General features: G+C 62.7%; 20 protein-coding genes. 12 read left to right on the top strand and 8 right to left on the bottom strand.

Annotated features, from left to right (window positions below; all coding sequences use genetic code 11):
- The first annotated feature begins 38 nt into the window (after nt 1-38).
- From AB4Y87_RS05595 to AB4Y87_RS05585, 3 genes are all read left to right on the top strand, one after another.
- Nucleotides 39-1,730, top strand: a complete 1,692-nt coding sequence (locus AB4Y87_RS05595; protein WP_442003436.1) for a bifunctional 3'-5' exonuclease/DNA polymerase — start codon at nt 39-41, stop codon at nt 1,728-1,730.
- Between the two features lie 43 nt (nt 1,731-1,773).
- A complete protein-coding gene (locus tag AB4Y87_RS05590; protein WP_442003435.1) occupies nt 1,774-2,673 on the top strand; it encodes a CHAD domain-containing protein in 900 nt (299 codons plus the stop codon).
- Nucleotides 2,674-2,938: 265 nt separating this feature from the next.
- Nucleotides 2,939-3,139: a YegP family protein gene (locus AB4Y87_RS05585; protein WP_442003434.1), complete on the top strand. Its 201-nt coding sequence runs from the start codon at nt 2,939-2,941 to the stop codon at nt 3,137-3,139.
- A 21-nt stretch (nt 3,140-3,160) separates the two neighbouring features.
- On the opposite strand, the gene AB4Y87_RS05580 is transcribed toward AB4Y87_RS05585, so the two are convergent.
- The 3 genes from AB4Y87_RS05580 to AB4Y87_RS05570 are packed head-to-tail and all read right to left on the bottom strand — an operon-like array spanning nt 3,161 to nt 6,064.
- Nucleotides 3,161-3,838, bottom strand: a complete 678-nt coding sequence (locus tag AB4Y87_RS05580) for an NUDIX hydrolase (RefSeq protein ID WP_442003433.1) — start codon at nt 3,836-3,838, stop codon at nt 3,161-3,163.
- Nucleotides 3,835-4,629: an endonuclease III gene (gene nth / locus AB4Y87_RS05575; RefSeq protein ID WP_442003432.1), complete on the bottom strand. Its 795-nt coding sequence runs from the start codon at nt 4,627-4,629 to the stop codon at nt 3,835-3,837. Before nth ends, AB4Y87_RS05580 begins: the two co-directional genes overlap by 4 nt.
- 10 nt (nt 4,630-4,639) lie before the next feature.
- Nucleotides 4,640-6,064, bottom strand: a complete 1,425-nt coding sequence (locus AB4Y87_RS05570) for a hypothetical protein (protein ID WP_442003431.1) — start codon at nt 6,062-6,064, stop codon at nt 4,640-4,642.
- Between the two features lie 437 nt (nt 6,065-6,501).
- Between AB4Y87_RS05570 and acs the strand changes: the two genes are divergently transcribed.
- The 4 genes from acs to AB4Y87_RS05550 all read left to right on the top strand — a co-directional run bounded on the left by acs (nt 6,502) and on the right by AB4Y87_RS05550 (nt 11,692).
- Nucleotides 6,502-8,547 (top strand): acetate--CoA ligase, encoded by a 2,046-nt coding sequence (gene acs / locus AB4Y87_RS05565; RefSeq protein ID WP_442003603.1) that lies wholly within the window; start codon nt 6,502-6,504, stop codon nt 8,545-8,547.
- A gap of 165 nt (nt 8,548-8,712) precedes the next feature.
- Complete coding sequence (locus AB4Y87_RS05560) at nt 8,713-9,510, top strand: DeoR/GlpR family DNA-binding transcription regulator (RefSeq protein WP_442003602.1); 798 nt, start codon at nt 8,713-8,715, stop codon at nt 9,508-9,510.
- 87 nt (nt 9,511-9,597) lie between these two features.
- Nucleotides 9,598-10,320 carry an ABC transporter ATP-binding protein gene (locus tag AB4Y87_RS05555; RefSeq protein WP_442003430.1) on the top strand — a complete coding sequence of 241 codons (723 nt, stop codon included), beginning with the start codon at nt 9,598-9,600 and terminating at the stop codon, nt 10,318-10,320.
- Complete coding sequence (locus AB4Y87_RS05550) at nt 10,313-11,692, top strand: FtsX-like permease family protein (RefSeq protein WP_442003429.1); 1,380 nt, start codon at nt 10,313-10,315, stop codon at nt 11,690-11,692. Before AB4Y87_RS05555 ends, AB4Y87_RS05550 begins: the two co-directional genes overlap by 8 nt.
- Before the next feature lie 117 nt (nt 11,693-11,809).
- Here the strand turns inward: AB4Y87_RS05550 and AB4Y87_RS05545 are convergent, their stop codons facing one another.
- Together AB4Y87_RS05545 and AB4Y87_RS05540 are read right to left on the bottom strand one after the other, a co-directional pair.
- The gene (locus tag AB4Y87_RS05545) at nt 11,810-12,829 is read right to left on the bottom strand and encodes a LacI family DNA-binding transcriptional regulator (RefSeq protein WP_442003428.1); all 1,020 of its coding nucleotides are present in this window, start codon (nt 12,827-12,829) and stop codon (nt 11,810-11,812) included.
- A gap of 14 nt (nt 12,830-12,843) precedes the next feature.
- Nucleotides 12,844-14,043 carry a Gfo/Idh/MocA family protein gene (locus tag AB4Y87_RS05540; protein ID WP_442003427.1) on the bottom strand — a complete coding sequence of 400 codons (1,200 nt, stop codon included), beginning with the start codon at nt 14,041-14,043 and terminating at the stop codon, nt 12,844-12,846.
- 201 nt (nt 14,044-14,244) lie between these two features.
- On the opposite strand from AB4Y87_RS05540, the gene AB4Y87_RS05535 reads away from it, so the two are divergent.
- The 4 genes from AB4Y87_RS05535 to AB4Y87_RS05520 all read left to right on the top strand — a co-directional run bounded on the left by AB4Y87_RS05535 (nt 14,245) and on the right by AB4Y87_RS05520 (nt 19,861).
- Entirely contained in the window at nt 14,245-15,219 is a 975-nt protein-coding gene (locus AB4Y87_RS05535; protein WP_442003426.1) for a carbohydrate ABC transporter permease, read from the top strand.
- A gap of 33 nt (nt 15,220-15,252) precedes the next feature.
- Complete coding sequence (locus tag AB4Y87_RS05530) at nt 15,253-16,200, top strand: carbohydrate ABC transporter permease (protein ID WP_442003425.1); 948 nt, start codon at nt 15,253-15,255, stop codon at nt 16,198-16,200.
- Between the two features lie 27 nt (nt 16,201-16,227).
- Nucleotides 16,228-17,568, top strand: a complete 1,341-nt coding sequence (locus tag AB4Y87_RS05525) for an ABC transporter substrate-binding protein (RefSeq protein ID WP_442003424.1) — start codon at nt 16,228-16,230, stop codon at nt 17,566-17,568.
- Between the two features lie 94 nt (nt 17,569-17,662).
- Nucleotides 17,663-19,861: an alpha-galactosidase gene (locus tag AB4Y87_RS05520; protein ID WP_442003423.1), complete on the top strand. Its 2,199-nt coding sequence runs from the start codon at nt 17,663-17,665 to the stop codon at nt 19,859-19,861.
- Nucleotides 19,862-20,063: 202 nt separating this feature from the next.
- Here the strand turns inward: AB4Y87_RS05520 and aroQ are convergent, their stop codons facing one another.
- Nucleotides 20,064-20,528: a type II 3-dehydroquinate dehydratase gene (aroQ, locus tag AB4Y87_RS05515; protein WP_442003422.1), complete on the bottom strand. Its 465-nt coding sequence runs from the start codon at nt 20,526-20,528 to the stop codon at nt 20,064-20,066.
- 51 nt (nt 20,529-20,579) lie between these two features.
- Entirely contained in the window at nt 20,580-21,764 is a 1,185-nt protein-coding gene (locus AB4Y87_RS05510) for a MarP family serine protease (RefSeq protein ID WP_442003421.1), read from the bottom strand.
- Between the two features lie 235 nt (nt 21,765-21,999).
- Between AB4Y87_RS05510 and AB4Y87_RS05505 the strand changes: the two genes are divergently transcribed.
- Nucleotides 22,000-22,677 (top strand): Crp/Fnr family transcriptional regulator, encoded by a 678-nt coding sequence (locus AB4Y87_RS05505; protein ID WP_011775987.1) that lies wholly within the window; start codon nt 22,000-22,002, stop codon nt 22,675-22,677.
- A gap of 139 nt (nt 22,678-22,816) precedes the next feature.
- On the opposite strand, the gene AB4Y87_RS05500 is transcribed toward AB4Y87_RS05505, so the two are convergent.
- Nucleotides 22,817-23,728 (bottom strand): NUDIX hydrolase, encoded by a 912-nt coding sequence (locus AB4Y87_RS05500; protein ID WP_442003420.1) that lies wholly within the window; start codon nt 23,726-23,728, stop codon nt 22,817-22,819.
- Nucleotides 23,729-23,739 lie beyond the last annotated feature (11 nt).

Raw genomic sequence — 23,739 nt, 5'->3', positions numbered from 1 at the left:
GGAACAGTTGCTGTACTGCGACAGGGCAGAATGGACACATGTATTTGCTGCTCGCCGCCCATCCGGACGGCGCAGCCATACAAAGAGTTTCTCCGTCCGGGAAGGCCACCACCGACGCGCGCGTCGTCACACGAGGTGAGTTGCCCGGCGTCGTCCGTGAACTGGAAACCCAACGGCCCCGCTGGGTGTGGCATCGCGCGCAGGACTTCTACCCGGACCTCCTGGCGAACGGCGTGAAGCTGGAGCGCTGTCATGACCTAGCTCTCTGCGGAGCTATCCTGGCGCACTCCTCGTTCACGGCGCACACAGACTTCGCAAAGAACGCTGAAAAGCTCACGCAGGACGACGATTCAACGCCGCCGCGGGCACTCCAGCCTCCACCACCACCCGCCGATCAGGGCGCACTCTTCGAGGACTTCACCCCGAAGTCCAAGAGTCCGGGTCTCGCTGAACTGCGGGATGAGTTTGCTGCACAGCAGCATGCGATCGCCCAGGTCCCTGCAGAGGACCAACGGAAACAACGGCTGCAGTTGCTGCTCGCGGCCGAGTCCGCCTGTGCAATCGTTGCGGTGGAAATGCAACACGCCGGCGTTCCCTGGCGGGAAGAGGTGCACGAGCAGGTCCTTGGGGACGTGCTCGGCCCCCGTCCGCCACTTGGGCACAGGCCCCAGGCACTTGAGATGCTCTGCAACGAGCTGCGGGAGATCCTCAAATCACCAAGCCTGAACCCGGACTCGCCACAGGACCTGATGCGCGCCCTTCATCGGAACGGCATCGAAGTCAAAAGCACCCGGCAATGGGAGCTCCAGGAGTCCAAACACCCCGCGATCCAGCCACTGCTTGCGTACAAGAAGCTCTCCCGCCTGCACACCGCGAATGGTTGGGCCTGGCTGGATGCCTGGGTTCAGGACGGCAGGTTCCATCCTGAGTACGTGGTGGGAGGCGTGGTCTCCGGCAGGTGGGCCTCACGTGGCGGCGGTGCCCTGCAGATTCCCCGGAATATCCGCGCGGCAGTACAAGCGGACCCTGGCCACAAGCTCATCGTCGCCGACGCCTCCCAACTGGAACCCCGCGTCCTTGTAGCACTTGCCCAGGACACAAAAATGGCGGAGGCCGCACGCGACAAAGATCTTTACGCCGGGATAGCAGCACAAGGCTTCGGCGGGGATCGATCCAAGGCGAAGGTTGCGCTGCTCGGGGCCATTTACGGCGCCACCACCGGCGAATCGGGCAGGCTCATGCCGCAGTTGGCCCGCACGTATCCGCGAGCGGTGGGCTTCGTGGAGCAGGCAGCCAGGGAAGGCGAGGCAGGCCGGACCGTCACCACCCGATTGGGACGAAGCAGCCCACCACCGTCCCACGGCTGGTTGCGAAGCCAACAGTCCACCACGGCCGAGGAACAGCGGCGAGCCGACAACCTGGCGCGCTCCCGTGGCCGCTTCACTCGAAACTTCGTGGTTCAGGGTTCCGCCGCGGAATGGGCTTCCTGTTGGTTGGCGGAATTACGACGGCGGCTGCGGGCCTTGCATGCCGAAGGCTTACCCTCAGGGGAACTCGTCTTCTTCCTCCACGACGAAGTGATGGTCCATGCCCCGGATGAAGCCGTAGACGCCTGCATCCAGGCGATCGAGGAGTCCGCAAATGCAGCGAAAGAGCTTATGTTCGGCCAGATTCCAGTCGAATTCCCGGTGAGTGTCGCCGTCGTCGATTCTTACGACAAAGCGAAATAGGCACCTGCTTGTCCGCCCCGACTGTCCGGAGGAAACTGGCCACGTGGGCTCGGACGTGCGTGATTCCGTGGATTCGTACATCGCTTTCCAACTAGCAGAGCTGGAGGGCTGCTTGCCGCTGGTCGGCGCGGCTGACCAGGAGGCCGTCCACGGCGCACGGCTGGCGCTTCGGCGGCTCCGTTCTGTCCTTTCATGCTACGAATCCGTTCTCCCTGACGTCCCGGAGGCCGCGCGCCGGGATGTCCGGTGGCTGGCGCGCTCCCTCGGCGAAGCCCGCGATGCATATGTTCTGTCCCAACGTTTGACGCTGTGGCTGGACGCGTCAGAGGCCTGGTTGTCGCCGAACACACTCCATGAAGCCGTGAACGAGCTCCTGGCCAGCAGTAACGCAATGGCTATCCGGGTCGGGACCGGACGGAGATGGCAAGGAATCGTCAAGGCAACCCGGCAAGCCCTTCTTCCTGCAACTGCCGCTTTGGCGCCACGGGAAATTGACAACCATCCCAGCCTCCTCGAGGTGGCAGAACTCCTGCAGCCGCGTTGGGAGACGGTGCAGAAGAGTTTGGAAGCGGCGCAACGAAGCCTGGAAACGGACACCACGCAGGCTGACGAAGCAGGGCGCAACGACGTGCTCCATGACGCGCGAAAGGACATCAAAGTGTTGCGGTACTCCGTGGAGGCGGTGGCCCAAGTCCTGGGTGCGGCTGCCACGGCGATCATCCAACCATCGATGGTCCTGCAGCGCCTCCTGGGGGAACAACACGACAGCGTGACTGGCCAAACATGGATAAAGAGCCTTGCGGAGATGCCCGATGTGGAGTCCGTGGACGTCGAGGCCCTTCAAAGCATGGAACAGCGTCGGCTCGTCGAGACCGAAACCGACCTCCGGGCAGCACTGCTCAGTTCCCCTATCCCCGAGCCTCGCCGGATGCTGCTGGGTTGACCATTCACGCCGTTCGTCCCGGACGGGCATTCGCGGACGGGCAGCAGGCCGGACGTCAGCAGGCCGAAGTAGCCGGCGCCCCAGATTAGCTGCCGCCGTCAGAACAAGCCAGTCACATCCCGCAGTGTGATGGTGCATGACAATTCCTTGACCGGTACCCCAAAGTAACTTTCTTTCCCGGCGGCTTCTGGATACGTTCTCTAGGTGGGACCGGCACACCGGCCCACGACTGTTGCAAGGAAGCATCAAGGGGGACAGCACAAAAATGGCTGGCAGATTCGAAATTCTCAAAGACACCGACGGCTCGTACCGGTTTCGCCTTACCGCGGCGGACGGAACAGTTGTAGCGGAGTCACCAACGTTCAAACATCTCAAGGGCGTGGTGGACGGCATAAATGCAGTGCGTGAAAACGCCGCAACGGGGCTGATCGTGGACCGTTCGACGGCGAACCGCAGGGCCGCCTGAAAGGCACCTGCGGCGGAGCTGCTAGAGCTCGATCTCGTACAGCTTGTCCTGGTCCCAGGGGACCGTCCAGCCCAGTTCGTCGAACAACCCGCTGAGAACCATCCCGGTGAAGCCCCAGACCACCAGCCCATTAACGGTGAAACCCGGACTGGAGAAAGTGCGGCCGAAGCGGGAAATAGTGGCGGTTACCCGGTTGACGGGGTCCAGGAGATCGCGAACCGGCACCCGGAACACCTGGGCCGATTCGGCGTAGTCCACTACACGAACGGGCGACGGCGAGTCCCACCAGGCCAGTACGGGTGTCACCCGGAAATTGCTGCGGATCAGCCCCAGCTCCGGGATGACGCCCAGCACCTTGACACCGCTGACATCCAACCCGGTCTCTTCCACTGCCTCACGTAAGGCGGCAGACACCACGGAGTCATCCTCCGGATCCACACTTCCGCCCGGAAATGCTACTTGGCCGGGGTGATCGTCCAGGGTGTGAGCACGTTCAAGCAGGAGAACGTCGAGATCCGCTGGCGCAAAGGGCCGTCCGGATTCGGCCGGGACGTTGTCCAGCACGCCAAAGAGCATGAGCACGGCTGCGGCGCGATTGGTTTCAGGCGTGACGGGCAACTTCGCCCAGTGGGAAGAATGCTGCTGCTCGCCGGCCTCAAAACGGGCTACTAATTTGGCGAGGTCCTCGAACGCGGTCACCCGGGCCTCCTCTGCGATTCCATCCGGATCTCCGCCGCCCTGTGCGTCTCGGCCAGCAACTTCTCCAACAGTGCCTCATTGCCCGGCGCGAGCTCATACTTCAACAACTTCGCCGCCTTAACGGGGTCGGTCTCGCCGTCGCCGTAGCTGGGACAGAGGCTGGCAACCGGGCACGCTCCGCAGGCGGGTTTCTTAGCGTGGCATATCCTCCGGCCGTGGAAAACCACGCGGTGCGAAAGCATGGTCCAGTCCCGTGGTTCAAAGAGTTCAGCGACGTCGAATTCGATCTTCACCGGATCATCGGATGCCGTCCATCCGAACCGGCGGGCCAGCCTCCCGAAGTGCGTATCCACGGTAATTCCGGGGATACCAAAAGCGTTCCCAAGGACCACGTTGGCTGTTTTCCGCCCAACGCCAGGCAGCGTTACAAGATCCTCGAGGCGACCTGGAACCTCGCCGTCGTACTCGTCCACCAAGCGGGTGCTAAGAGCCAGGACGTTCCTGGCCTTTGCCCTGAAGAAACCAGTGGGCTGCAGGATCGATTCCAGCTCAGCAGGATCCGCTTCCGCCAGGGCACGGGCGTCCGGGTAGCGTGCGAACAGGATCTTGGTGACCTGGTTGACCAGTACATCGGTGGTCTGGGCTGAGAGGACTGTGGCCACCACAAGCTCAAACGGGTTCCGGAAATCCAGCTCGGCGTGAGCATAAGGGTATTTCTCAGCGAGGATCCTGTTGATCTTGCGTGCCCGGCGTTTCAAGGCCAGCACGGATCCAGCTTCAGCGATGGTCACAGCGTCCTTCTCAGCCGCGTTCGATGTTGCTGAGCTCCCGCAGGACCCCAACCTTGCCGTCGGTGTCCTGAACCAGGAATTCGTCGCCACGATCCTCGAGGGCCAGAACCCAACCGCCAGGCTCAATGGTGAAGGCCGGAGCGCCTGTCCGTTCGTCATAGGCAGTTCGGGGCTGGGCTACGGCAAACCAGAAGGCTTCATAGGCAGGAGAATCTTCCGAACGGCTGGACGGGTCCACAGTGGCGCCAATGGAGTCGCTCACAGAACGGGTGTCGGGGGACACGATGGGCGTGGCCATGGTGGCAGCCCATGCGCGCTCATTAGGTGGCGTCTGGGCGGCGGGCTGCTGGGGGGCGGGCTGCTGGGCGGCGGGCTGCTGGGGGGCGGGCTGCTGGGCGGCGGGCTGCTGGGCGTGCTGGGTGGTGGCCGGAGCTTGCGACTGCGGTTCTGCCGGGTTGCCCACTACAACGTCGGGCTCGGCTGGTGAAGGCTCTGCTGGCGAAGCCTGAGCTGGCGACCCGGATGCAGCCGGGGTGACGGCGGGGGCCGCAGCGGTGGGCGAGGGACCAGTGGCGGGCGAGGGACCGGCGGCGGGGGCGGCAGCTTGGGGTTCCGCAGGAGGCGTGGAATCCGCCGAATGCACGACGGAGGGCCCACCAGTTGGGGCCGGAGCAACGGGTCCGGATGTGGCTGGCGGAACGTAGGGGCTTGCGCCGGCTGGCGGAGCATAGGGATGGGCGCCAGCGGAGCCCGCACCCTGTGGCTGATACCCGGAGGTCTGGAATCCCGGAGTCGAGGCGCCGCTGGCTGGCTTCGGTGCTTTGGGTTCCTTGGGAGGCTTCGGGGCAGCGGGTTTACGGGTGGGAATCGCGGCCTGGCGAGCAACGATGTGGGCCGGCGTTTCAGCGCGGCCCTTGAAATCAGCCGACAGGAAGGGCACATGCGGGGCCAGAACGGTGGCTACCAGCAAGCCCACGGAACCCACCAGGCCCAGCAGGACACTGCCGTTGAAGGAATCAGCGATCGTCAGGAAGAACAGCGGCACCGCGAATGCAGCCGTCACGGAAGCGAACTGGTCAATCGACAGCGAGCCGACGCGGACAATGGTCCCGGGCTGCAGTCGGCGGGCAACGAAAAGCGCCACAACCACCACCGGCAGGATGATTCCCAGAAGAAGGAAGAACAGGTTGTCCAGGTTCCACAGGTTGTAACGGCCCCCAAACATCGGCAGCAGTGAGGCGATGAACATCAGGAGTACAGAACCGAAAACCGTGAGGTCACGAATGGTGAAAGGGCCGGCAACAGCCTCGTATTTGGTGGGTGCGCCTGAGGCGGACTTCGCAGCTGTGGTGGTGCCGGCGTCGTTCGCCTTTCCAGCCGCGGTGTCCGGTCCCGTCGGGTGTGAGTCGTGCGGGCCTGGGCTCAGCTGGTTCATCTATTTCTCCTTCGTACGGCGGCACCTTGGACAGTCCGGACCGGTATTTTCCGCAGGTTTCCGCGGAAAACCGGGCACACCTGACGATGCGTCCCAAGACTTATTCAGCCTATGCCACGCCACTGACACTCTTCTAGCTGAAATCGGTCACGCTGCTCCGTCCACAGGGAACTCCAAGGTTCCTTACAGTCAACGAATGCCAAGTGTCGTCATGTAAGCGGTTCCTGACAACCAAAGCAGCCATTCGTCGCCGAATCCGTACCGCTCGCTGAGCCATTTGTGACCACGCACACGTAGGACCTCCCAAAGCGATAATGTTGAAGGCGGACAATACTCTGCGGACCCTCCGCGGGACGCACTACGACGGCTCACGCCTGGAGTGCGGACTCAGCCGGCGGCGTCCGCGCAGCAAAGATCGATGAATGATGAGGTTCACCATGTCCCAGGACACCACCGGATCCACGACCACCGCTGCAGCGTCGACGCCGCAGAACGGTCGGGCACCACACGTCGAGGCTCTCGAGAATTTGCTCCACGAGAACCGTAAGTTCCCGCCATCACCTGAGTTTGCCGCGAACGCCGTGGCTACCGCCGATGAATATAAAGAGGCCGAAGCGGACCGTCCCGCGTTTTGGGCGAAGCAAGCCCGCGAGCTGCTCAGCTGGGACAAAGACTTCACGCAAGCCCTGGATTGGTCGGATCCGCCGTTCGCCAAGTGGTTCGTCGGTGGCGAAGTCAACGCTGCGTACAACGCTCTGGACCGGCACGTGGAGAACGGTTTGGGCGACCGCGTTGCCATCTACTTCGAGGGCGAGCCGGGAGACACCCGCACGTACACGTATACGGAGCTGACCGAGGAGGTCAAGAAGGCTGCGAACGCGTTCGAAGCCCTTGGCGTGGCAAAGGGAGACCGCGTGGCGGTGTACCTGCCGATGATTCCCGAGGCCGTCATCACGCTCCTCGCCTGCGCCAGAATCGGTGCTGTGCACTCGGTAGTGTTCGGTGGCTTCTCGGCCGACGCGCTCCGTTCCCGCATCGAGGACGCCGAGGCCAAGCTCGTGGTCACCGCCGACGGCACCTACCGCCGCGGCAAGCCCAGCCCCCTCAAGCCGGCCGTGGACGAAGCCCTCGCCAAAGAAGGACACACCGTCGAAAAGGTGGTTGTCGTCAAGCGCAACGGCGAGGACGTCAACTGGGTTGAGGGTCGCGACCTCTGGTGGAGCGAGACGGTAGATGCCGCCTCAACTGAGCACACCGCCGTCGGGCATGACTCCGAGCATCCGCTGTTCATCCTTTACACCTCCGGGACCACGGGCAAGCCCAAGGGCATCCTGCACACCACCGGCGGGTACCTCACCCAGACCGCGTACACGCACAAAGTGGTCTTTGACCTGCACCCGGAAACGGACGTGTACTGGTGCACGGCCGACGTCGGATGGGTCACCGGCCACTCCTACGTCGCCTATGCGCCGCTGATCAACGGCGCCAGCCAGGTCATGTACGAAGGCACCCCGGATTCCCCGCACCAAGGCCGTTGGTGGGAACTGGTGGAGAAGTACAAGGTCTCCATCCTCTACACCGCCCCCACCGCGATCCGCACCTTCATGAAATGGGGACGTGAGATCCCGGGCAAATACGATCTGTCCTCCATCCGCGTCCTGGGCTCCGTGGGTGAACCCATCAACCCCGAAGCATGGATGTGGTACCGCGACGTCATCGGCGGCAACGCCGGCAAGAACGGCGAACGCAAGGAAAACCCCGCACCGATCGTGGACACCTGGTGGCAGACCGAAACCGGGGCGCAGATGATCGCACCCCTGCCCGGCGTCACGGCCACCAAGCCCGGTTCGGCGCAGGTACCGCTGCCCGGCATCGCCGTGGACGTCGTGGACGAGAACGGCCAGTCCGTGGCCAACGGTGAAGGCGGCTACCTCGTGGTCCGCGAACCCTGGCCCTCCATGCTGCGCGGTATCTGGGGAGACCCGGAACGGTTCAAGGACACCTACTGGTCCCGGTTCGAGTCCATGTACTTCGCCGGGGACGGTGCCAAAAAAGACGAAGACGGTGATGTCTGGCTCCTGGGCCGCGTGGACGACGTCATGAACATCTCCGGCCACCGCCTCTCCACCACCGAAATCGAATCCGCCCTCGTCTCCCACCCCTCAGTGGCCGAAGCAGCCGTCGTCGGCGCCACCGACGAAACCACCGGACAAGCCATCGTCGCGTTCGTCATCCTCCGCGGTGACGCCGCAAACAACGGTGAAGAAACAATCCTGGAACTGCGGAACCACGTCGGCAAGGAAATCGGCCCCATCGCCAAACCGAAACAACTGCTCATCGTTCCGGAACTACCCAAAACACGCTCCGGCAAAATCGTCCGCCGCCTCCTCAAAGACATCGCAGAAGGCCGCGACACCGGCGACGCCACCACCCTCGCCGACCCCGGCATCATGAAACAAATCGCCGAATCCCTCAGGAAATAGCAATCACGACGGCGCCGCTCCCCTCCCAAGGTGAGCGGCGCCGTCGTGTGTCCAAAAGGATCGTGACGGCGCCGGGACTGCATTTGCCACCCGGGAGCACCACTGCGTCCTAGACTGGAGCCAGTATCAGCCTCATGTTTGATGAGGCTCTCCAGAAAGGCCTTGATGCTTCAGGCAGCACGCCACTCCGCCATCATCGATGCCGTCCAGCGCGAGCGCGTTGTACGGGTATCGGACCTCGCCCAATTGCTGGGCGTCTCCCCCATGACCGTCCGGCGCGATATCGAAGCCCTCGAAGAAACCGGCCGCGTGGAGCGTATCCACGGCGGGGCAAAGCTTCCCGGCGATGCCAGCACCCACGAGCCTGGCTTTGAGCTCAAGTCCACGCAGCTGACCGCGGAAAAGCATGCCATTGCGGTCGAGGCTGCCTCGCTCGTCCATGAAGGCATGGCGATCGGGCTCAGTGCAGGAACCACCACGTGGGCGCTGGCGCAGGAGCTCGTCCATGGTCCCCGAATCACCGTTGTCACCAACTCCGTGCGGATTGCCGACCTCTTCCATCACGGGTCTTCGTCGGGGCCGGCCCGGTTCGGCTCCACCGTGATCCTGATTGGTGGCGAGCGCACGCCGTCGGACGCTTTGGTGGGGCCAATCGCGACGTCCTCGCTCAAGCAGCTTCATCTGGACGTCCTGTTCCTGGGTGTCCATGGCATGGATGCACAGGCGGGTTTCACCACCCCCAATCTGCTCGAGGCCGAAACGGACCGGGCGTTCATGGCATCAGCCCGCACCACTGTGGTGCTGGCCGACTACAGCAAATGGGGTGTGGTGGGCATAGCATCCATTGCCCAGCTGGAGGAAGCCGACGAGCTCATCACGGACTCGAACCTGGGCGAGGATGCTCGCCGCGTACTCGCCGAGAATGTTGCGAAGCTGAGAATCGCGGACGTCCAGGCCAAGTAGGCTCTCATACTGCGGGTGGAGGCCTGTGCGCAGAGTTCAGCCGCCGGACTGACGCCTTGGCATGGGCCCGGCAGCGAAGCTGGATCCATGAACGCCATACTCCATGCCCAGCACCTCACCAAGCACTATCCCGGCAGCGTCGCGCTGGATCACGTGGACTTCGCCGCAAATCCAGGTGAATCCATTGCCATCATCGGGCCGTCGGGTTCCGGTAAGACCACCCTTCTGCACTGCCTCGCCGGAATTTTGAGGCCCGACGCCGGTACAGTCACCTTGAGCTCGGCGGCAGGTCCGATCCGCTTGGATTCCCTCGGAGATGGGGCGCTTTCCCGTCTCCGCCGGGAGGAATTCGGTTTCGTTTTCCAGCAGGGCATGCTGCTGCCGGAACTGACTGCCGTTGAGAACGTGGCCTTGGCGCTGATGCTGAACGGCACCGATCGGACCACCTCCGAGGCCCGTGCCGCCGAGTGGCTGGCGGCCCTTGGCCTGGCCGGCATGGAACAGCGCAGGCTCGGCGAATTGTCTGGCGGGCAGGTCCAGCGGGTGGCCATCGCCAGGGCCCAGGTCACCGGGGCACGCATCGTCTTTGCGGACGAACCCACAGGCGCTCTTGACTCTGCTACCTCCAATGAAGTCCTTGACGTGTTGCTTCACTCCGTTGCAGCCAATGGTCGGACACTGCTGGTGGTTACGCACGATCCCAACGTGGCTGCACGCTGCCAACGCGTGGTGGAGCTGCGTGACGGCCGAATCGTGGCGGACACCGGCAGTGCCGCCACTACCAATTTCAAGGGTGCGTTCAATGTCTAGCCTTGCCCTGGCCCTACGCCTCACCCCCTACCTCTCCCGAAGCAGGAGCCTTCGTCAAACCGGGCTGCACCAAACCAAACGGCGCGACGCCGGGTTGCCAATTCTCGCGTTCGGCACGGTCACGGCGCTCCTGCTGACGGTGGCTGGCGGTTCCCAAGTCTTTTGGTCCTGGTCTGATGACATCGCAGGCACCTACCAGGCGCTGGCCGTCGTCGCGATGGTTTTGCTCGTCATACCGCTGCTGACGCTCGGTGCCTCGGCAGCGCGACTCGCCGCCCGCCGTCGTGATGACCGCCTGGCGTCCCTTCGCCTCCTGGGGGCCAGTAGAGCGACGGTCGTGTGGATGACGGTCATAGAGTCAACAGTCCTGGCGACAATCGGCGCGCTGGCCGGTGCCGGGCTGTATGCCTGCACGGCACCGTTTCTAGGGTTGATCCAGTTCCGGGGACTAGCGATAGGCGGCCATGCATGGTTGTCCGTGCCATCAATTCTCGGATGCATCCTCGCTGTCTGCGTCCTTGCCGCTGCGAGTGCTGCGCTTGGCCTCCGCAAGGTGGTGCTGACGCCGCTGGGAGTGCGGACCAGTCAAACGGCCGACGGCGTCCACTGGGTTCGCGGCCTCATTGCGGCCGTGGTGGTGGTCTTCGGAGTAATGGCCATGGGCATGCTGAGCAGCTTTGGCGCGTTTATCGTGATTATCGCCGTGATGGGCGGCTGCTTCGGACTGGCGCTGCTGGCACTGAACCTGATGGGGCCGTGGGTCCTGCGGCTTCAGGCGTCATCGCAGCTCAAGAGGGCAAAGCGGCCCGAGCAACTGCTCGCTGCACGGACAGTCCTGGAAAGTCCCAAGGAATCGTGGCGACAAGTTGGGGGCGTCGCGATGACCAGTTTTGTGGGAGTGTTCGTGGGCGTCGGCATGGCGGTAGCGGACACGATGGGCGGCAGCGCGTCGGATGAAACCACGCTGCTCGTGAGCGATATCAACACCGGCGTAATGATCACCCTGCTGGGCTCGTTCCTGATGGTGGCTTGTTCCGCCGGCGTAAACCAAGCCGCCGCCGTGCTCGACCATGCTTCGACCCTCGTGGCCTTGGACCGGGTAGGGATGCCGCAGAAACTCATGGTGGCTGCGCGGGTCAAGGCGGTGATGTCGCCGTTGCTCCTGGTGGCAGGTATCTCTGCGGCAGCAGCAGCAGCGTTGGTTCTGCCACTGGCGGGTCCAGCCTTGTTGACCCGGCCCGTCGTGTTCCTGACCGTCGGGGGAGTTTTTGCGGCCGGTTTCCTGTTGGTCCGGCTCGCCCTGGCCGCGGGCACGGCCCAGATCAGCCAGGTGCTCGCCCGGCCCGAGCGCTACGCCAGCATGGACTCGTAAACCCCCGGATGCTCTCTCACATCGTGGCCTTTTTGACGGATGTTCTCTCACATAAATGGAGGATGTGAGAGAGCATCGGCAGTCAAACCGTCGGGATGTGAGAGAACGTTGGAAGGCTCACTTGCAGCCGCACGACTGGCGCACGATCAACTCCGTGGGCAGGATCCTGTGCTGCAGCGCCTCGCCCCGGCCCTCGCCCACGAGTGCCCGAACAGCCGCTTCAGCCATCTCCTCCACAGGTTGCGCCACGGTGGTCAACGCCGGCCAACTGTATTCGGAATCGAGGGAACCGTCGAAGGACACCAGGGCCATGTCGTCGGGAACGTTCAGGCCCGCCTCGTGGAGGGCGCGGAGAATTCCGATCGCCTGCATGTCGTTGCTGGCGAAGATTGCCGTAGGTCGGTTGGCCATGGCGAGGAAACGCTTGCCTACCTCGTAACCTCCCGGCCTGCTGAACTCCCCATGAAGCATGGGGCCATCCGGCAGTCCTGCCTCGCGCAAAGTTCTAAGCCAGCCCACTTCACGTCCGTCGAGCTGGTTGCCTGTGTTGGTTCCGATGGCGAGGCCAATGTTTGTGTGGCCGTGGCCTATGAGGTGCTCGACGGCGGCCCGGGCGCCTGCTTCGAGGTCCACACCTACACTGGTGAACCCTGGCGGCGAGCCAGCATTGTTCAGCAGCACCGACGGGATTTCCGACGCTTCCAGGTCGGTCAGATCGGGATCGAACACGCAGCTCGCCAGGAACACTCCGTCCACTTGCCGTGCGGCAAGGTTGCGGATGTTTTGCCGCTCTTTGGCCAAGCTGCCGCCCGAGTTGGTGAKCACCATGCCGTAGCCAAGTTCTGCCGCAGCATCTTCAACGGCATGGGCGAGCTGCGAGAAAAAGGGGTTGGTATTGTCCGGAACAATCACGCCGACAGTTTCGCTTGACCCGAGCTTCAGAGCCCGGGCCGCAGCGTTGGGACGGTAGCCGAGGATGCGGATGGCGTCGCGCACTTTGGCTTCCGTCGCCGGGGCCACGTTCTTGGGCCCGCCGTTCACAACGTAACTCACGACGGCGGTACTCACCCCGGCGTACCGGGCCACGTCCTTGCGTGTAACCGGTCCGCGCGGGGTTTGTACTGCCGAAGTTGTCATGACGTAAATGCTAGCTACAAGGAGGGAGCGTCGCCGAAGTCCCGGATGGGAAGGCGTTCGCCGCCACGGAGGGCAGATTCGTGGGCTACGATTCCGGGCAAGGTGAAGCGGGCCGCGACCCAGGCGTTGACCGGCGGAAGCGTTCGGTTGTTGACCGCCGTGACAAAGTCATCCACGAGGAACTGGTGGCTGCCTTCGTGTCCGTTGGGCGCTCCGAGGAATTCCTCGGGCAGCCGTGATTGATCGTGGACCGGCGCCAGCCCGGAAATGAAGGCATCCCGGAGCTCCGGGGCCACGTCAGCCAACGATGGATCATCGGCTGACATCGTGGGCTTCGTCTCGACTTGTCCCGAGACGTCTTCCACCTTCGTTTTGTCCTGCCACACGGTGGTGGTTGCCAGCTGCTCGAAACTGGCTTCGGTGCCAAAGAAGCGGAAGCGGGATTCGCGGAGATGGGATGGATAGCCCACCCGGCGCATCTCATTGGTGCGCATCGCACCGCCGTCGTTCATTTCGAACAAGGCCGTAGCATTCGAGAAATCGTTGGCGAACATACTGACGTCTTTATCGAAGACGCCATCTCCGCGGTCGTCCTTGACCCCGATGCAACTGACGCTGACAGCGTGCGCCGGTACTGCGCCGAGGACCCCGCCGATAGCGTGCGTGGGATACAGCATGGGCGGATAGCTGGCGGTTTCCTTCCACCGTTCGCCACCGCTGTACTGGTAGGCCTCGTAGAAACCCAGGTCCATGTCATGGACGTAATCGCCTTCGGTGTAGAAGATCCGGCCAAACTTTCCGGCCGCGTGCTGTTGCCTGGCGAAGACTGTTGCGGGGTTGTAGTAGCTGGTCTCCCCCATGGCGTAAACGAGCTTGGTTTCGCGGACTGCCTGGATGATGCGCTCGATTTCCGCTTCGGAGATCGCCATCGGGACGGCTGAGTAGACGTGCTTGCCAGCGCGTAGTGCGCGCTCGACGAGGGGTCCGTGAGTCCACCGTTGCGTGAAGATGGCGACAGCATCGACGTCGGACTCCAGGAGTTCCTCAAAACTTCCCAACACACCATCAAGTCCCCAGCGTTCCTGGGCCGCTGCGGCACGCTCGGGTAGTTCATCCACCACGTAAACGGCATTGACGCCGGGGTGGAGCTTGAAGAGGTGCGCGAACTGGCTGCCGAACTGCCCGACACCTAGAACACCGATCGAAAACGTCATCGTTTGCCTTCCTGAAGCTGACTTGGCAGCAGTTGTAGTGGCCCCTCACTGGGCTCGCTTGAGTCTTTCACTGTGATCTACACGAGTCAACAAATTGGACATAAACGAACAAATATTCCCAAAAAGCTTGCATCGTTCTGATCTACTCGTGTAGATTCTATCCCAGTTGTTACCCACATCACAGTCAGGAAAGGGTCGACGATGACCACGCTAACCAAGCAACCGGGCAACGCCTCACGGCGGTCAGCAAGGAATCTCCTGGGCCGGCAACCCCGCAAGCTGCAACCTGCCAAACGCAGCATGACAAGCCGCCTTGGTGACCTGAAGATCGCACTCTTCTTCATCTTCCCCGCCGTGATCGGCTTCGTGGCGTTCTTTCTGATCCCCACAATCCGCGGCATCTACCTCAGCTTCACTGAGTACAGCATCCTCGGCGAACCCACCTGGATTGGACTGGGAAACTACACGGCAATCTTCGGCGATGAACTGTTCTGGAACGCCATGGGAGTGACAATCCAGTACGTTGTCCTGAACATCGGCTTCCAGACGGTAATCGCGCTGGGACTCGCACTCCTGATGCACCGGGTGGCCAAATCCACGTTCATCCGGGGCGCACTCCTGCTGCCCTTCCTGGTGGCCAACGTCATTGTCGCCCTGCTGTGGTTCTGGATGCTGGACTACCAGCTGGGCATCGTCAACGAGGTCATGAGCTGGGTGGGCCTCCCCCGCGTCGCCTTCTTCGGCAGTGAGCAATGGGCGATTCCCACGATCGCTTTCGTGAACGTATGGCGCCACATGGGCTACACGGCCCTGCTGATCTTCGCCGGCCTCCAGTCCATCCCGAACCATCTGTATGAGGTAGCAAACCTCGACGGCGCGTCCCCGGCCCGGACGTTCTGGAGCGTCACCATGCCGCTGCTCCGCCCGGTTTTGGTACTCGTGCTGGTGGTCACCGTGATCGGTTCCTTCCAGGTCTTTGACACTGTTGCGGTCACAACCAACGGTGGACCCGTCAACGCCTCGCGCGTGATCCAGATGTACATCTACCAAAAAGCCTTCGGCGAATCCGATTTCGGCTACGCCTCCGCATTGTCCGTGATCCTGTTCGTCATTCTCGCCCTGGTGGCCTTCGTGCAAATGAAGTTCCTCAAGGGCAACGAATCGGACCTGGACTAAGCCGGATTTGGAATTGGAATAAGGAGAGCCGCCATGACTACTTCAACCGCACCTCGTAAGAATGTCTCCAGCCAGAACCCACCACGCACCACTTCGTCCCCAAAAAAGCCCATTAATTGGCGCCGGGTTGGCGCCTGGGTGCTGGTCGGCGTCGCCGTCGCCGTAACGATTGCCCCGTTCCTGTGGATGCTGCGGACGGCGCTGTCCAGCAACAGCGCGTTGGCTTCCAACGCCGGAAACCTCCTGCCGGCCGACTTCAGCTGGGGCGCCTTCAAGCGCGTCCTCGGGCTGCAAACCACCGAAGAGGCGATCGCCGATGGCGGCTCCGGTGCCGCCATCAACTTCTGGCTGTACCTGCAAAACTCCATCATTTTCGCTACCGTCACGACAGCCGGCCAGGTGTTCTTCAGCGCCATGGCCGCATACGCCTTCGCCCGATTGCGCTGGCCTGGCAGGAACAAAGTGTTCGCCGTGTTCCTGACCACCATGATGGTTCCGCCGATCTTCACGGCGCTGCCCAACTTCCTCATGATCAAGAACCTCGGGCTGCTCAACACCATGGCCGGGATGTCCCTGCCATTCCTGTTCATGACCCCCTTCGCCATCTTCTTCCTGCGCCAGTTCTTCCTCAGCATGTCCCGCGAGGTTGAGGAAGCGGCAATGCTCGACGGCGCCAAGCACCTGCGCATCTTCTTCCAGATTGTGCTTCCGAACGCCGCCGCCCCCATCGCCACCCTGGCGCTGCTGACCTTCATCGGGCAGTGGAACGAATACTTCTGGCCGTTGCTGGTGGGCCAGGACGAGAGCGTCCGGGTGCTCACCGTAGGCCTCAGCGTCTTCAAATCGCAGTCCCCGCAAGGTGCCCTCGACTGGTCCGGGCTCATGGCCGGAACTCTCGTCGCCGCGCTGCCCATCTTCCTTCTCTTCATCGCCTTCGGCAAGAAGGTCGTCAACTCCATCGGATTCTCCGGAATCAAGTAACCCGCACTCCCCAACGAAAGGTTCGTCATGAAGAAAACCCTCGGCGTCGCCGCTGCTGCCGCCGCCATCGCCCTGACAATGTCCGCCTGTGGCGGCTCCGCCCCTGCTTCCTCCGAGGCCAAGGGAGAAATCAACTACTGGCTCTGGGACGCCAACCAGCTCCCCGCGTACCAACAGTGCGCCAATGATTTCACCAAGGCCAACCCGGATATCAAGGTCAAGATCACCCAGCGCGGCTGGGACGACTACTGGACCACATTGACCAACGGTTTCGTCGCAGGAACAGCGCCGGACGTTTTCACGGACCACCTGTCCAAGTACCCGGAGTACGCCGCGAAGAAGCAGCTTCTGCCCCTCGATGACGCTGTGGCAAAAGACGGAATCAAGCTTGATGCCTACACCAAGGGCCTCCCGGAGCTGTGGGTGGGCCAGGACGGCAAGCGCTATGGCCTGCCGAAGGACTGGGACACCGTAGGCCTGTTCTACAACAAGGCAATGACTGACGCGGCAGGGATCACCGCGGAGCAGATGGCCAACCTTGATTGGAACCCCAAGGACGGCGGCAGCTACGAAAAGACGATCGCGCACTTGACCGTGGACAAGAACGGCAAGCGCGGAGATGAAGCCGGTTTCGACAAGAACAACGTAGCGACCTACGGATTGGGCTTGACCGGCAGCGGCTCGGGCCAAGGCCAGACGGAGTGGAGCTTCCTCACTGCAACCACCGGCTGGACCGCCACCGACAAGAACCCGTGGGGCAGCAAGTTCAACTACGACGACCCCCGCTTCCAGGAAACCATCGCCTGGTGGGCCGGCCTGGTGGACAAGGGCTACATGCCCAAGCTTGAAACCACTGTTGGAGCCAGCATGCCGGACAGCTTCGGTGCTGGAAAGGCCGCGATCAACAGCAACGGTGACTGGTTGATCGGCCAGTACAAGACCTACAAGGGCATCGAGACCGCCTTTGCCCCGACGCCCAAGGGCCCCAGTGGTCAGCGTGCCAGCATGTTCAATGGCTTGGCTGACTCCATTTGGGCCGGCACCAAGAACCCTGCCGCCAGCGTGAAGTGGGTGGAGTACCTCGGCTCGGCTGCTTGCCAGGACGTCGTAGCCAGCAAGGCAGTGGTCTTCCCGGCCATCACCAGTTCTTCCGAGATTGCCGCCAAGGCCTTCGCCGACAAGGGCACTGACGTTTCCGCCTTCACCACACACGTGAAGGAAGGCACCACGTTCCTGTTCCCGATCGCGGACAAGGCCGCAAAGGTGGATGGCATCATGAAGCCGGCCATGGATGCCGTGCTCTCCGGCAAGAAGCCTGCGTCTTCATTGACTGAAGCCAACAACCAGGTCAACGCCCTCTTCAAGTAAAACTTCCCGTTGTGAGGCCTGCTCTGCGCGCCTTCGTGCCCATTTGCACCGCAGAGTGGGCCTCACACAATCTTTTTGAAAGCGACTCACACCCATGCACCCGCTCCATCTCCGTTCCGCCGGTACCAGCCTGGTGATAAGTACTCACCGAGGAGAGGCCGAAATCTCCCACTGGGGAGCAGACCTGGGCGACGCCCTTCCGGACCTTTCCATCCTCAATGAGCCCATCCCTCCTTCCTCGATCGATGCCAACGTACCGGCCGGACTCCTCCCCCAGGCCTCCTCCTCATGGCAGGGCCGAACAGGGTTGCGGGGACACCGGTTTACCGATGGCGTGCCCGGCTACGACTTCTCTGTACGCCTGCGAGTGGTGAGCGCGACCGCGAACGGGTCGTCAGCGTCGATCGTTCAGTCAGATCCCGACGCCGGCATCACGGTCACGAGCAACCTCACCTTGCACCCCGGTGGCCTTTTGGAACTGCGGCACACAGTCACCAACGACGGCACGTCGCCTTTCCAGGTGGACGAATTGGCGACGATGCTCCCGGTGGCGCCGGACGCCGTCGAGCTTTTGGACCTTACTGGCCGTTGGTGCCGCGAACGGCACCCGCAACGCAGGGCCATTCAGCAAGGAACCTGGGTCCGCACTGGCCGGCACGGCCGTACAGGACACGATTCCTCACTGCTGCTTGCGGCCGGAACCGCCGGCTTCGGCAACCGACACGGCAAAGTCTGGGCCACACACTTGGCGTGGAGTGGAAACCACGAGCAATTCGCTGACAACGTGGCCGATGGCCGCACCATGATCGGCGGTTCCGAACTCCTGGGCCCCTCCGAAGTCGTGCTGCAATCCGGCGAAAGCTACACCACACCAGCATTGTTTGCCGCATACTCCGATCGGGGCTTGGACGGAATCAGTGAAGCCTTCTACAGCTGGTTCCGGTCCCGCCCGCACCACGTGGATGTCGCTGGCAAGCCAAGGCCAGTTGTCCTCAACACGTGGGAAGCCGTGTACTTCGATCACAACCTGGAGACGTTGATTGAGCTGGCCGAGTCCGCCGCGGACCTGGGCGTTGAGCGGTTCGTGCTCGACGACGGGTGGTTCCGCGGACGCCGGGACGACCACGCAGGCCTCGGTGACTGGTACGTCGATGAGACCATCTGGCCTTCAGGCCTGACGCCCCTGATTGATGCGGTGACTTCCCACGGAATGGAGTTTGGCCTCTGGGTTGAGCCGGAGATGGTGAACATTGATTCGGACATCGCCCGCGCCCACCCTGAGTGGATCGTTGGACCATCCGCCCTGTCCTTCAAGGACGGTGGCCGGCTGCCGCTTGAATGGCGACACCAGCACATCATCGACCTCGTCAACCCCGAGGCGTGGCAGTACATTTTCGACCGGATTGATGGCCTGCTGCGGGAAAACAACATCAGCTACCTCAAGTGGGACCAAAACCGGGACCTCGTGGAGCACGGCCATGCCGGCCGTTCGTCCGTGCATGAACAGACCCTTGCCGCTTACCGGCTCTTCGATGCCCTCCGTGCGGCGCACCCGGGTGTCGAGATCGAGAGTTGCTCCTCCGGCGGCGCCCGAGTGGATCTCGGGATCCTGGACCGCACTGACAGGATCTGGGCTTCGGACTGCAATGACGCCTTGGAGCGGCAAACCATCCAGCGCTGGACCGGAATGGTGGTCCCGCCGGAGCTGGTGGGCGGACACATTGGGCCCACGACGTCCCACACCACGGCCCGGACGCATGACTTGTCCTTCCGAGCCATCACGGCGCTGTTTGGGCACTTCGGCATGGAGTGGGACATCCGCGAAGTCCAKGGGCCTGAGCGCGAGGAACTCAAGCGCTTCATCACCCTGTACAAGGAGCACCGCGGGTTGATCCACACCGGACGGATGGTGCGCGCAGATGTGCCCGACGAGTCCATGATGCTGCACGGGGTTGTCGCTGACTCTGTTGTTGCGGATGCCACGCACGACGGCGGTCCTGCAGTGGGTGCCATCGCCGCCCTCTTCGCCGTGGTCAAGACGCGGACTGGCTTCGCTGAGCAGCCCGGACGCGTAGCCATCCCGGGGCTGGAATCCTCCCGTTCCTATCGTGTGGAAGCGATCTTCCCCACCCTGGCGGATGTCGACTACGGGCACACGTTCATCGAGGCTCAACCAGTCGCTTGGCTGGCCGATGGCGCTGTCGCAACGGGACGCTTCCTTGGCGAGGCGGGCCTTCCCATGCCCGTGCTGAACCCCGAGCACGCGCTCTTGCTGCGGTTCACAGCCCTGTAGCCCTCTCTCACATCCTGATGGCTCCCGGGGATCCCTCTCTCACGTCCACAGGGCTTCCCGGGAGCCCTCTCTCACGTCCCGGGGATCCTCTCTCACATCCAGACGGCTTCCCGGGATCCCTCTCTCACGTCCACAGGGCTTCCCGGGAACCCTCTCTCACATCCAGACGGCTTCCCGGAATCCCTCTCTCACGTCCGCCGGACTACACGGTTTCAGCCAGGTAATCGATGGCCAACTTGTAGCCAAGTACGCCCGCACCCACGATGATGGCGCTGCACACACCGGATAAGTAGGAGTGGTGCCGGAACTCTTCGCGCTGATGAACGTTGGTGATGTGCACTTCGACGGCGGGCAGCTGCACTGCGGCGAGGGCGTCACGAAGCGCCACTGACGTGTGTGTGAAGGCCCCGGCATTGATGACGATGCCCGCCGCGGTTCCGCGCGCTGCGTGGATAGCGTCGAGGAGATCCCCTTCGTGGTTGGACTGAACGCAGTCCACCGTGAAGCCATGGGCAGCCGCGGCTGACATGGCCAACTGCTCGACGTCCGCGAGCGTGGAAGTGCCGTACTTCTCGGGCTCCCTGGTGCCCAAAAGGTTAAGGTTCGGTCCGTTGATCACAAGAATGGTGCCGCGACCAGATTCGGTGGCGGGGGTGGCTTCAGTCATGGCTCCCAATCTATTAGGCGATGGGAGAATGTCCGGGAATTGCCGTCAAAGTTACTTGCGTGTGCACTGCCCGGGCGAAACAGGATTGCTAAGGCCCGGAGCTTGGGCAGCCACCGGCTGGATGTCCTCCATGGTGAGTGCAAACCCAAGTGCCGCATCAGTTGTGGTCTTGGCAAAGATCAAGCCGGCTACCTGCCCTTGCATGGTGAGCAGCGGCCCTCCCGAGTTACCGGGTTGGACGTCACCCGCAAGCTTGTAGACCGACTCGGGAGAAGGATTGCTGCCATAAATGTCAGGAACCAGGATGGTCGAAATCCCTTGGACAGTTGCTGGTTTGGACTGGAAAGGACCGCCGTGCGGGTAGCCCGCAAAAGCTGCGGGGCTGCCGGCTGCCAGGTCTGGACTCAGCTGCAGTGGATCCGATGAAAGTCCGTCTACGGCCAAAACCGCGATGTCCCGCTGGGAGTCGAAGTAGACCACCCGACCCGGCAACGCGCCGCCGTCGGGAATTTCCACGACCGGCTGCGACACGCCCGCCACAACATGTGCATTGGTCACGACGCGCCCGGGCGACACGACAAATCCGGATCCGGTTTGGTTCTGGCCGCATTCAAAGGCCGTGCCGGCAATCTTCAGGACGGACTCGGCAGCGCGGTTCAGGGCAGGAGTGTCGGTGGACTCGTTGGGAATCGTAACCGGTGTGGATGGGCCGAAGCCCTCAATCAGCTTGGGAATACCGTCGCCGATCACCGTAGATCGCAATTGGGCCATTGTGGTTTTGACCGGCGTCGGCGTCAACGAATCGATGTATCGAATGACCCGCGACTCAGCCAACTGCTGCGAGACAAACGGCACGCCCAGCGAACTGATACTGAACGCCAACATGGACATCACCAGCGCCGCGACCACCACGCTGACCACGCCGCCAATCAACCGGTCGGCTGCGTGCAACGGCTTAATCCGCACCGCATGGCGGACTTTTCGCCCGATCATGGTACCCAGCCCGTGGCCGAGCGCAATAAGCACGACGGCGGCACCCACCGTGGCGGTCAGCCTCCAACCGCTATCGCTCACCCAGCCGCTCACAAGTGGAACAGCCATAAATGCAGCAATCGCACCAACCACAAAACCGGCAATTCCGCCGAGTGTCACCAGGAAGCCACTGCGCAGGCCATAGATCAGGTAGGACAGCAGCATCAACATCAATGCCAAATCCAAAATCGTCAAGCCAAACACCAATGCTCCTTGTGACCGGGTAGCGCCAATTGTAGTTGGGCACCCTGACAAGAAACCGTTAGTCCCATCACGATACGGGTGCGCTCCGAGCGTCTAAAGGCACCGCAAACAAGGCCAGATGGGGGCAAAAACCGCGCCGTTTCAGCGTTTCTCCTGCCAAGTACGTCACAGAAGCTTAAAAATTCTGAAACAATGGCTGGAGCGCCACGACCGAAACTTATATTCAGGAGATTTCATGGACATCGAGGTATTGCGCCGCGCACCCCTCTTCGCCACCCTTGACGACGACGCATTCCGCTTGCTGACGGACGAACTCACCGAGGTGGACCTCTCACGCGGGGCATCGGTATTCCGCGAAGGCGACCAGGGTGACCAGCTGTACTTCATCGTTTCCGGCAAGGTAAAGCTCGGCCGTACCTCCCCCGATGGCCGCGAGTCGCTGTTGGCCATCCTCGGCCCGGGAGAACTCTTCGGCGAGATGGCGTTGTTCGACCCCAGCCCCCGCACCGCGACGGCCACCGCCGTCTCCGAAACGCGCCTGGCAGGACTGAAGAACGAAAGCCTCAACGCGCTGCTCCGCACACGTCCCGAGGTTTCCGCGCAGCTGTTGCAGGCCCTCGCCCGCAGGCTCCGCCGCACCAACGATTCGCTGTCCGACCTCGTTTTCTCGGACGTCCCGGGCCGCGTCGCCAAGGCACTCCTGGATCTGGCTGACCGCTTCGGCCGTCCGGCAACCGACGGCGTCCTGGTTGCCCATGAACTCACGCAGGAAGAACTGGCCCAGCTGGTTGGCGCTTCCCGCGAAACCGTCAACAAGGCACTGGCCGAGTTCGTCCAGCGCGGTTGGCTGCGCCTGGAAGCGCGCGCCGTCGTCATTCTAGACATGCAGCGACTCCGCCAGCGGTCGCGCTAATTTCTACTTGCAAAAAGCCGCCCCGGTGATGAACCGGGGCGGCTTTTTTCGTCGGGACGTGAGCGAGGATCGATCAAAACCCGTCGGGACGTGAGAGAGGATCCGTCAAAACCCGTCGGGACGTGAGAGAGCGTCCGATTTAGCGCTCCCGCTGCGGCTCTCCGGCTACGGTCCTGGCGGCCTCGACCTCGAGCATCAGCACTCCACCCTCGTCTACCAGTTTGGGCTGATACACGTGCGCCTTGCGCTTGTAGCTCAGGTAGGCGATACAGCCATTGGCGTGGGCCATTTTTTCAAGCATGATTTCGGACCCGGGGACCAGAAGTTGGCCGAGAGTGAGTCCGACGGTGTTTTCCTGGGCTATTTCGTCGCCGAGGGCTGTGGTGTCGCGGAGGGCGATGGCTTCGGCCGCACAAACCCAGCGGCCCCATACGCCCTTACTGCCCAGAATGCTCGGCTGCTGGTTCACGGGGACTGTAGCCGCGAAATAGCGCGTGTTGAAGCGGGTGTGGGCGAAGTCGGGGCTGAGCCAGTTGACCAGGGGCTTCAGCAGGTCCGTGCGCAGTGATAGGCCACGCTTGGCGAGCACTTCGCTGAAGGATTTCTCCTGGCTGGACACAGCTTCCCGGGCTTTCATCCATTCCACGGTCGAGTTGGCTTCCACGGTGGAGGAAGCGTCTGGGCCGGCAAGGAGGACGCCGGTTTCCTCGAAGAGTTCGCGGATGGCGCCCACAACGTGGCGGCGGGCGAGTCCGACGTCGTCCGTTCCCATGTGCTCAGCCCAATACTGCGGTGAGGGACCCAACCAACCGACGGGGTCGTCGTCGGACGGGTCCAGGGATCCACCGGGGAACGCGACGACGCCCAGCGGCGAGGAGCCTGGCCTGTAACCAAGCCAGGTCTCCAGACCGGTGGGTGAGTCCCGCAGGAGGACGACTGATGATGCGTAGCGGGCGGCCCTGGGGGTCCGCTCGCCGAGCTCAAGCCAGTTTCGTGCTGCCCCTTCGAGTGCGGGAGGGAGTGCGAACAGGCGGCGGGCAAGCTGCGGCAATTGGGTGAACC

Origin of the sequence: Paenarthrobacter sp. RAF54_2 (assembly GCF_052113945.1) — a bacterium.
GTDB lineage: Bacteria > Actinomycetota > Actinomycetes > Actinomycetales > Micrococcaceae > Arthrobacter.
Note: the sequence above shows the minus strand (reverse complement) of the source record. Positions and strands in the feature narration are given on the sequence as shown.

What these genes read in the sequence shown, in the direction of transcription:
- AB4Y87_RS05595 (WP_442003436.1), top strand. Translation starts at nt 39, where the DNA reads ATGTATTTGCTGCTCGCCGCCCATCCGGACGGCGCAGCCATACAAAGA.
- AB4Y87_RS05585 (WP_442003434.1), top strand. Translation starts at nt 2,939, where the DNA reads ATGGCTGGCAGATTCGAAATTCTCAAAGACACCGACGGCTCGTACCGG.
- AB4Y87_RS05570 (WP_442003431.1), bottom strand. Translation starts at nt 6,064, where the DNA reads ATGAACCAGCTGAGCCCAGGCCCGCACGACTCACACCCGACGGGACCG.
- acs (WP_442003603.1), top strand. Translation starts at nt 6,502, where the DNA reads ATGTCCCAGGACACCACCGGATCCACGACCACCGCTGCAGCGTCGACG.
- AB4Y87_RS05560 (WP_442003602.1), top strand. Translation starts at nt 8,713, where the DNA reads ATGCTTCAGGCAGCACGCCACTCCGCCATCATCGATGCCGTCCAGCGC.
- AB4Y87_RS05555 (WP_442003430.1), top strand. Translation starts at nt 9,598, where the DNA reads ATGAACGCCATACTCCATGCCCAGCACCTCACCAAGCACTATCCCGGC.
- AB4Y87_RS05550 (WP_442003429.1), top strand. Translation starts at nt 10,313, where the DNA reads ATGTCTAGCCTTGCCCTGGCCCTACGCCTCACCCCCTACCTCTCCCGA.
- AB4Y87_RS05540 (WP_442003427.1), bottom strand. Translation starts at nt 14,043, where the DNA reads ATGACGTTTTCGATCGGTGTTCTAGGTGTCGGGCAGTTCGGCAGCCAG.
- AB4Y87_RS05535 (WP_442003426.1), top strand. Translation starts at nt 14,245, where the DNA reads ATGACCACGCTAACCAAGCAACCGGGCAACGCCTCACGGCGGTCAGCA.
- AB4Y87_RS05530 (WP_442003425.1), top strand. Translation starts at nt 15,253, where the DNA reads ATGACTACTTCAACCGCACCTCGTAAGAATGTCTCCAGCCAGAACCCA.
- AB4Y87_RS05525 (WP_442003424.1), top strand. Translation starts at nt 16,228, where the DNA reads ATGAAGAAAACCCTCGGCGTCGCCGCTGCTGCCGCCGCCATCGCCCTG.
- aroQ (WP_442003422.1), bottom strand. Translation starts at nt 20,528, where the DNA reads ATGACTGAAGCCACCCCCGCCACCGAATCTGGTCGCGGCACCATTCTT.
- AB4Y87_RS05505 (WP_011775987.1), top strand. Translation starts at nt 22,000, where the DNA reads ATGGACATCGAGGTATTGCGCCGCGCACCCCTCTTCGCCACCCTTGAC.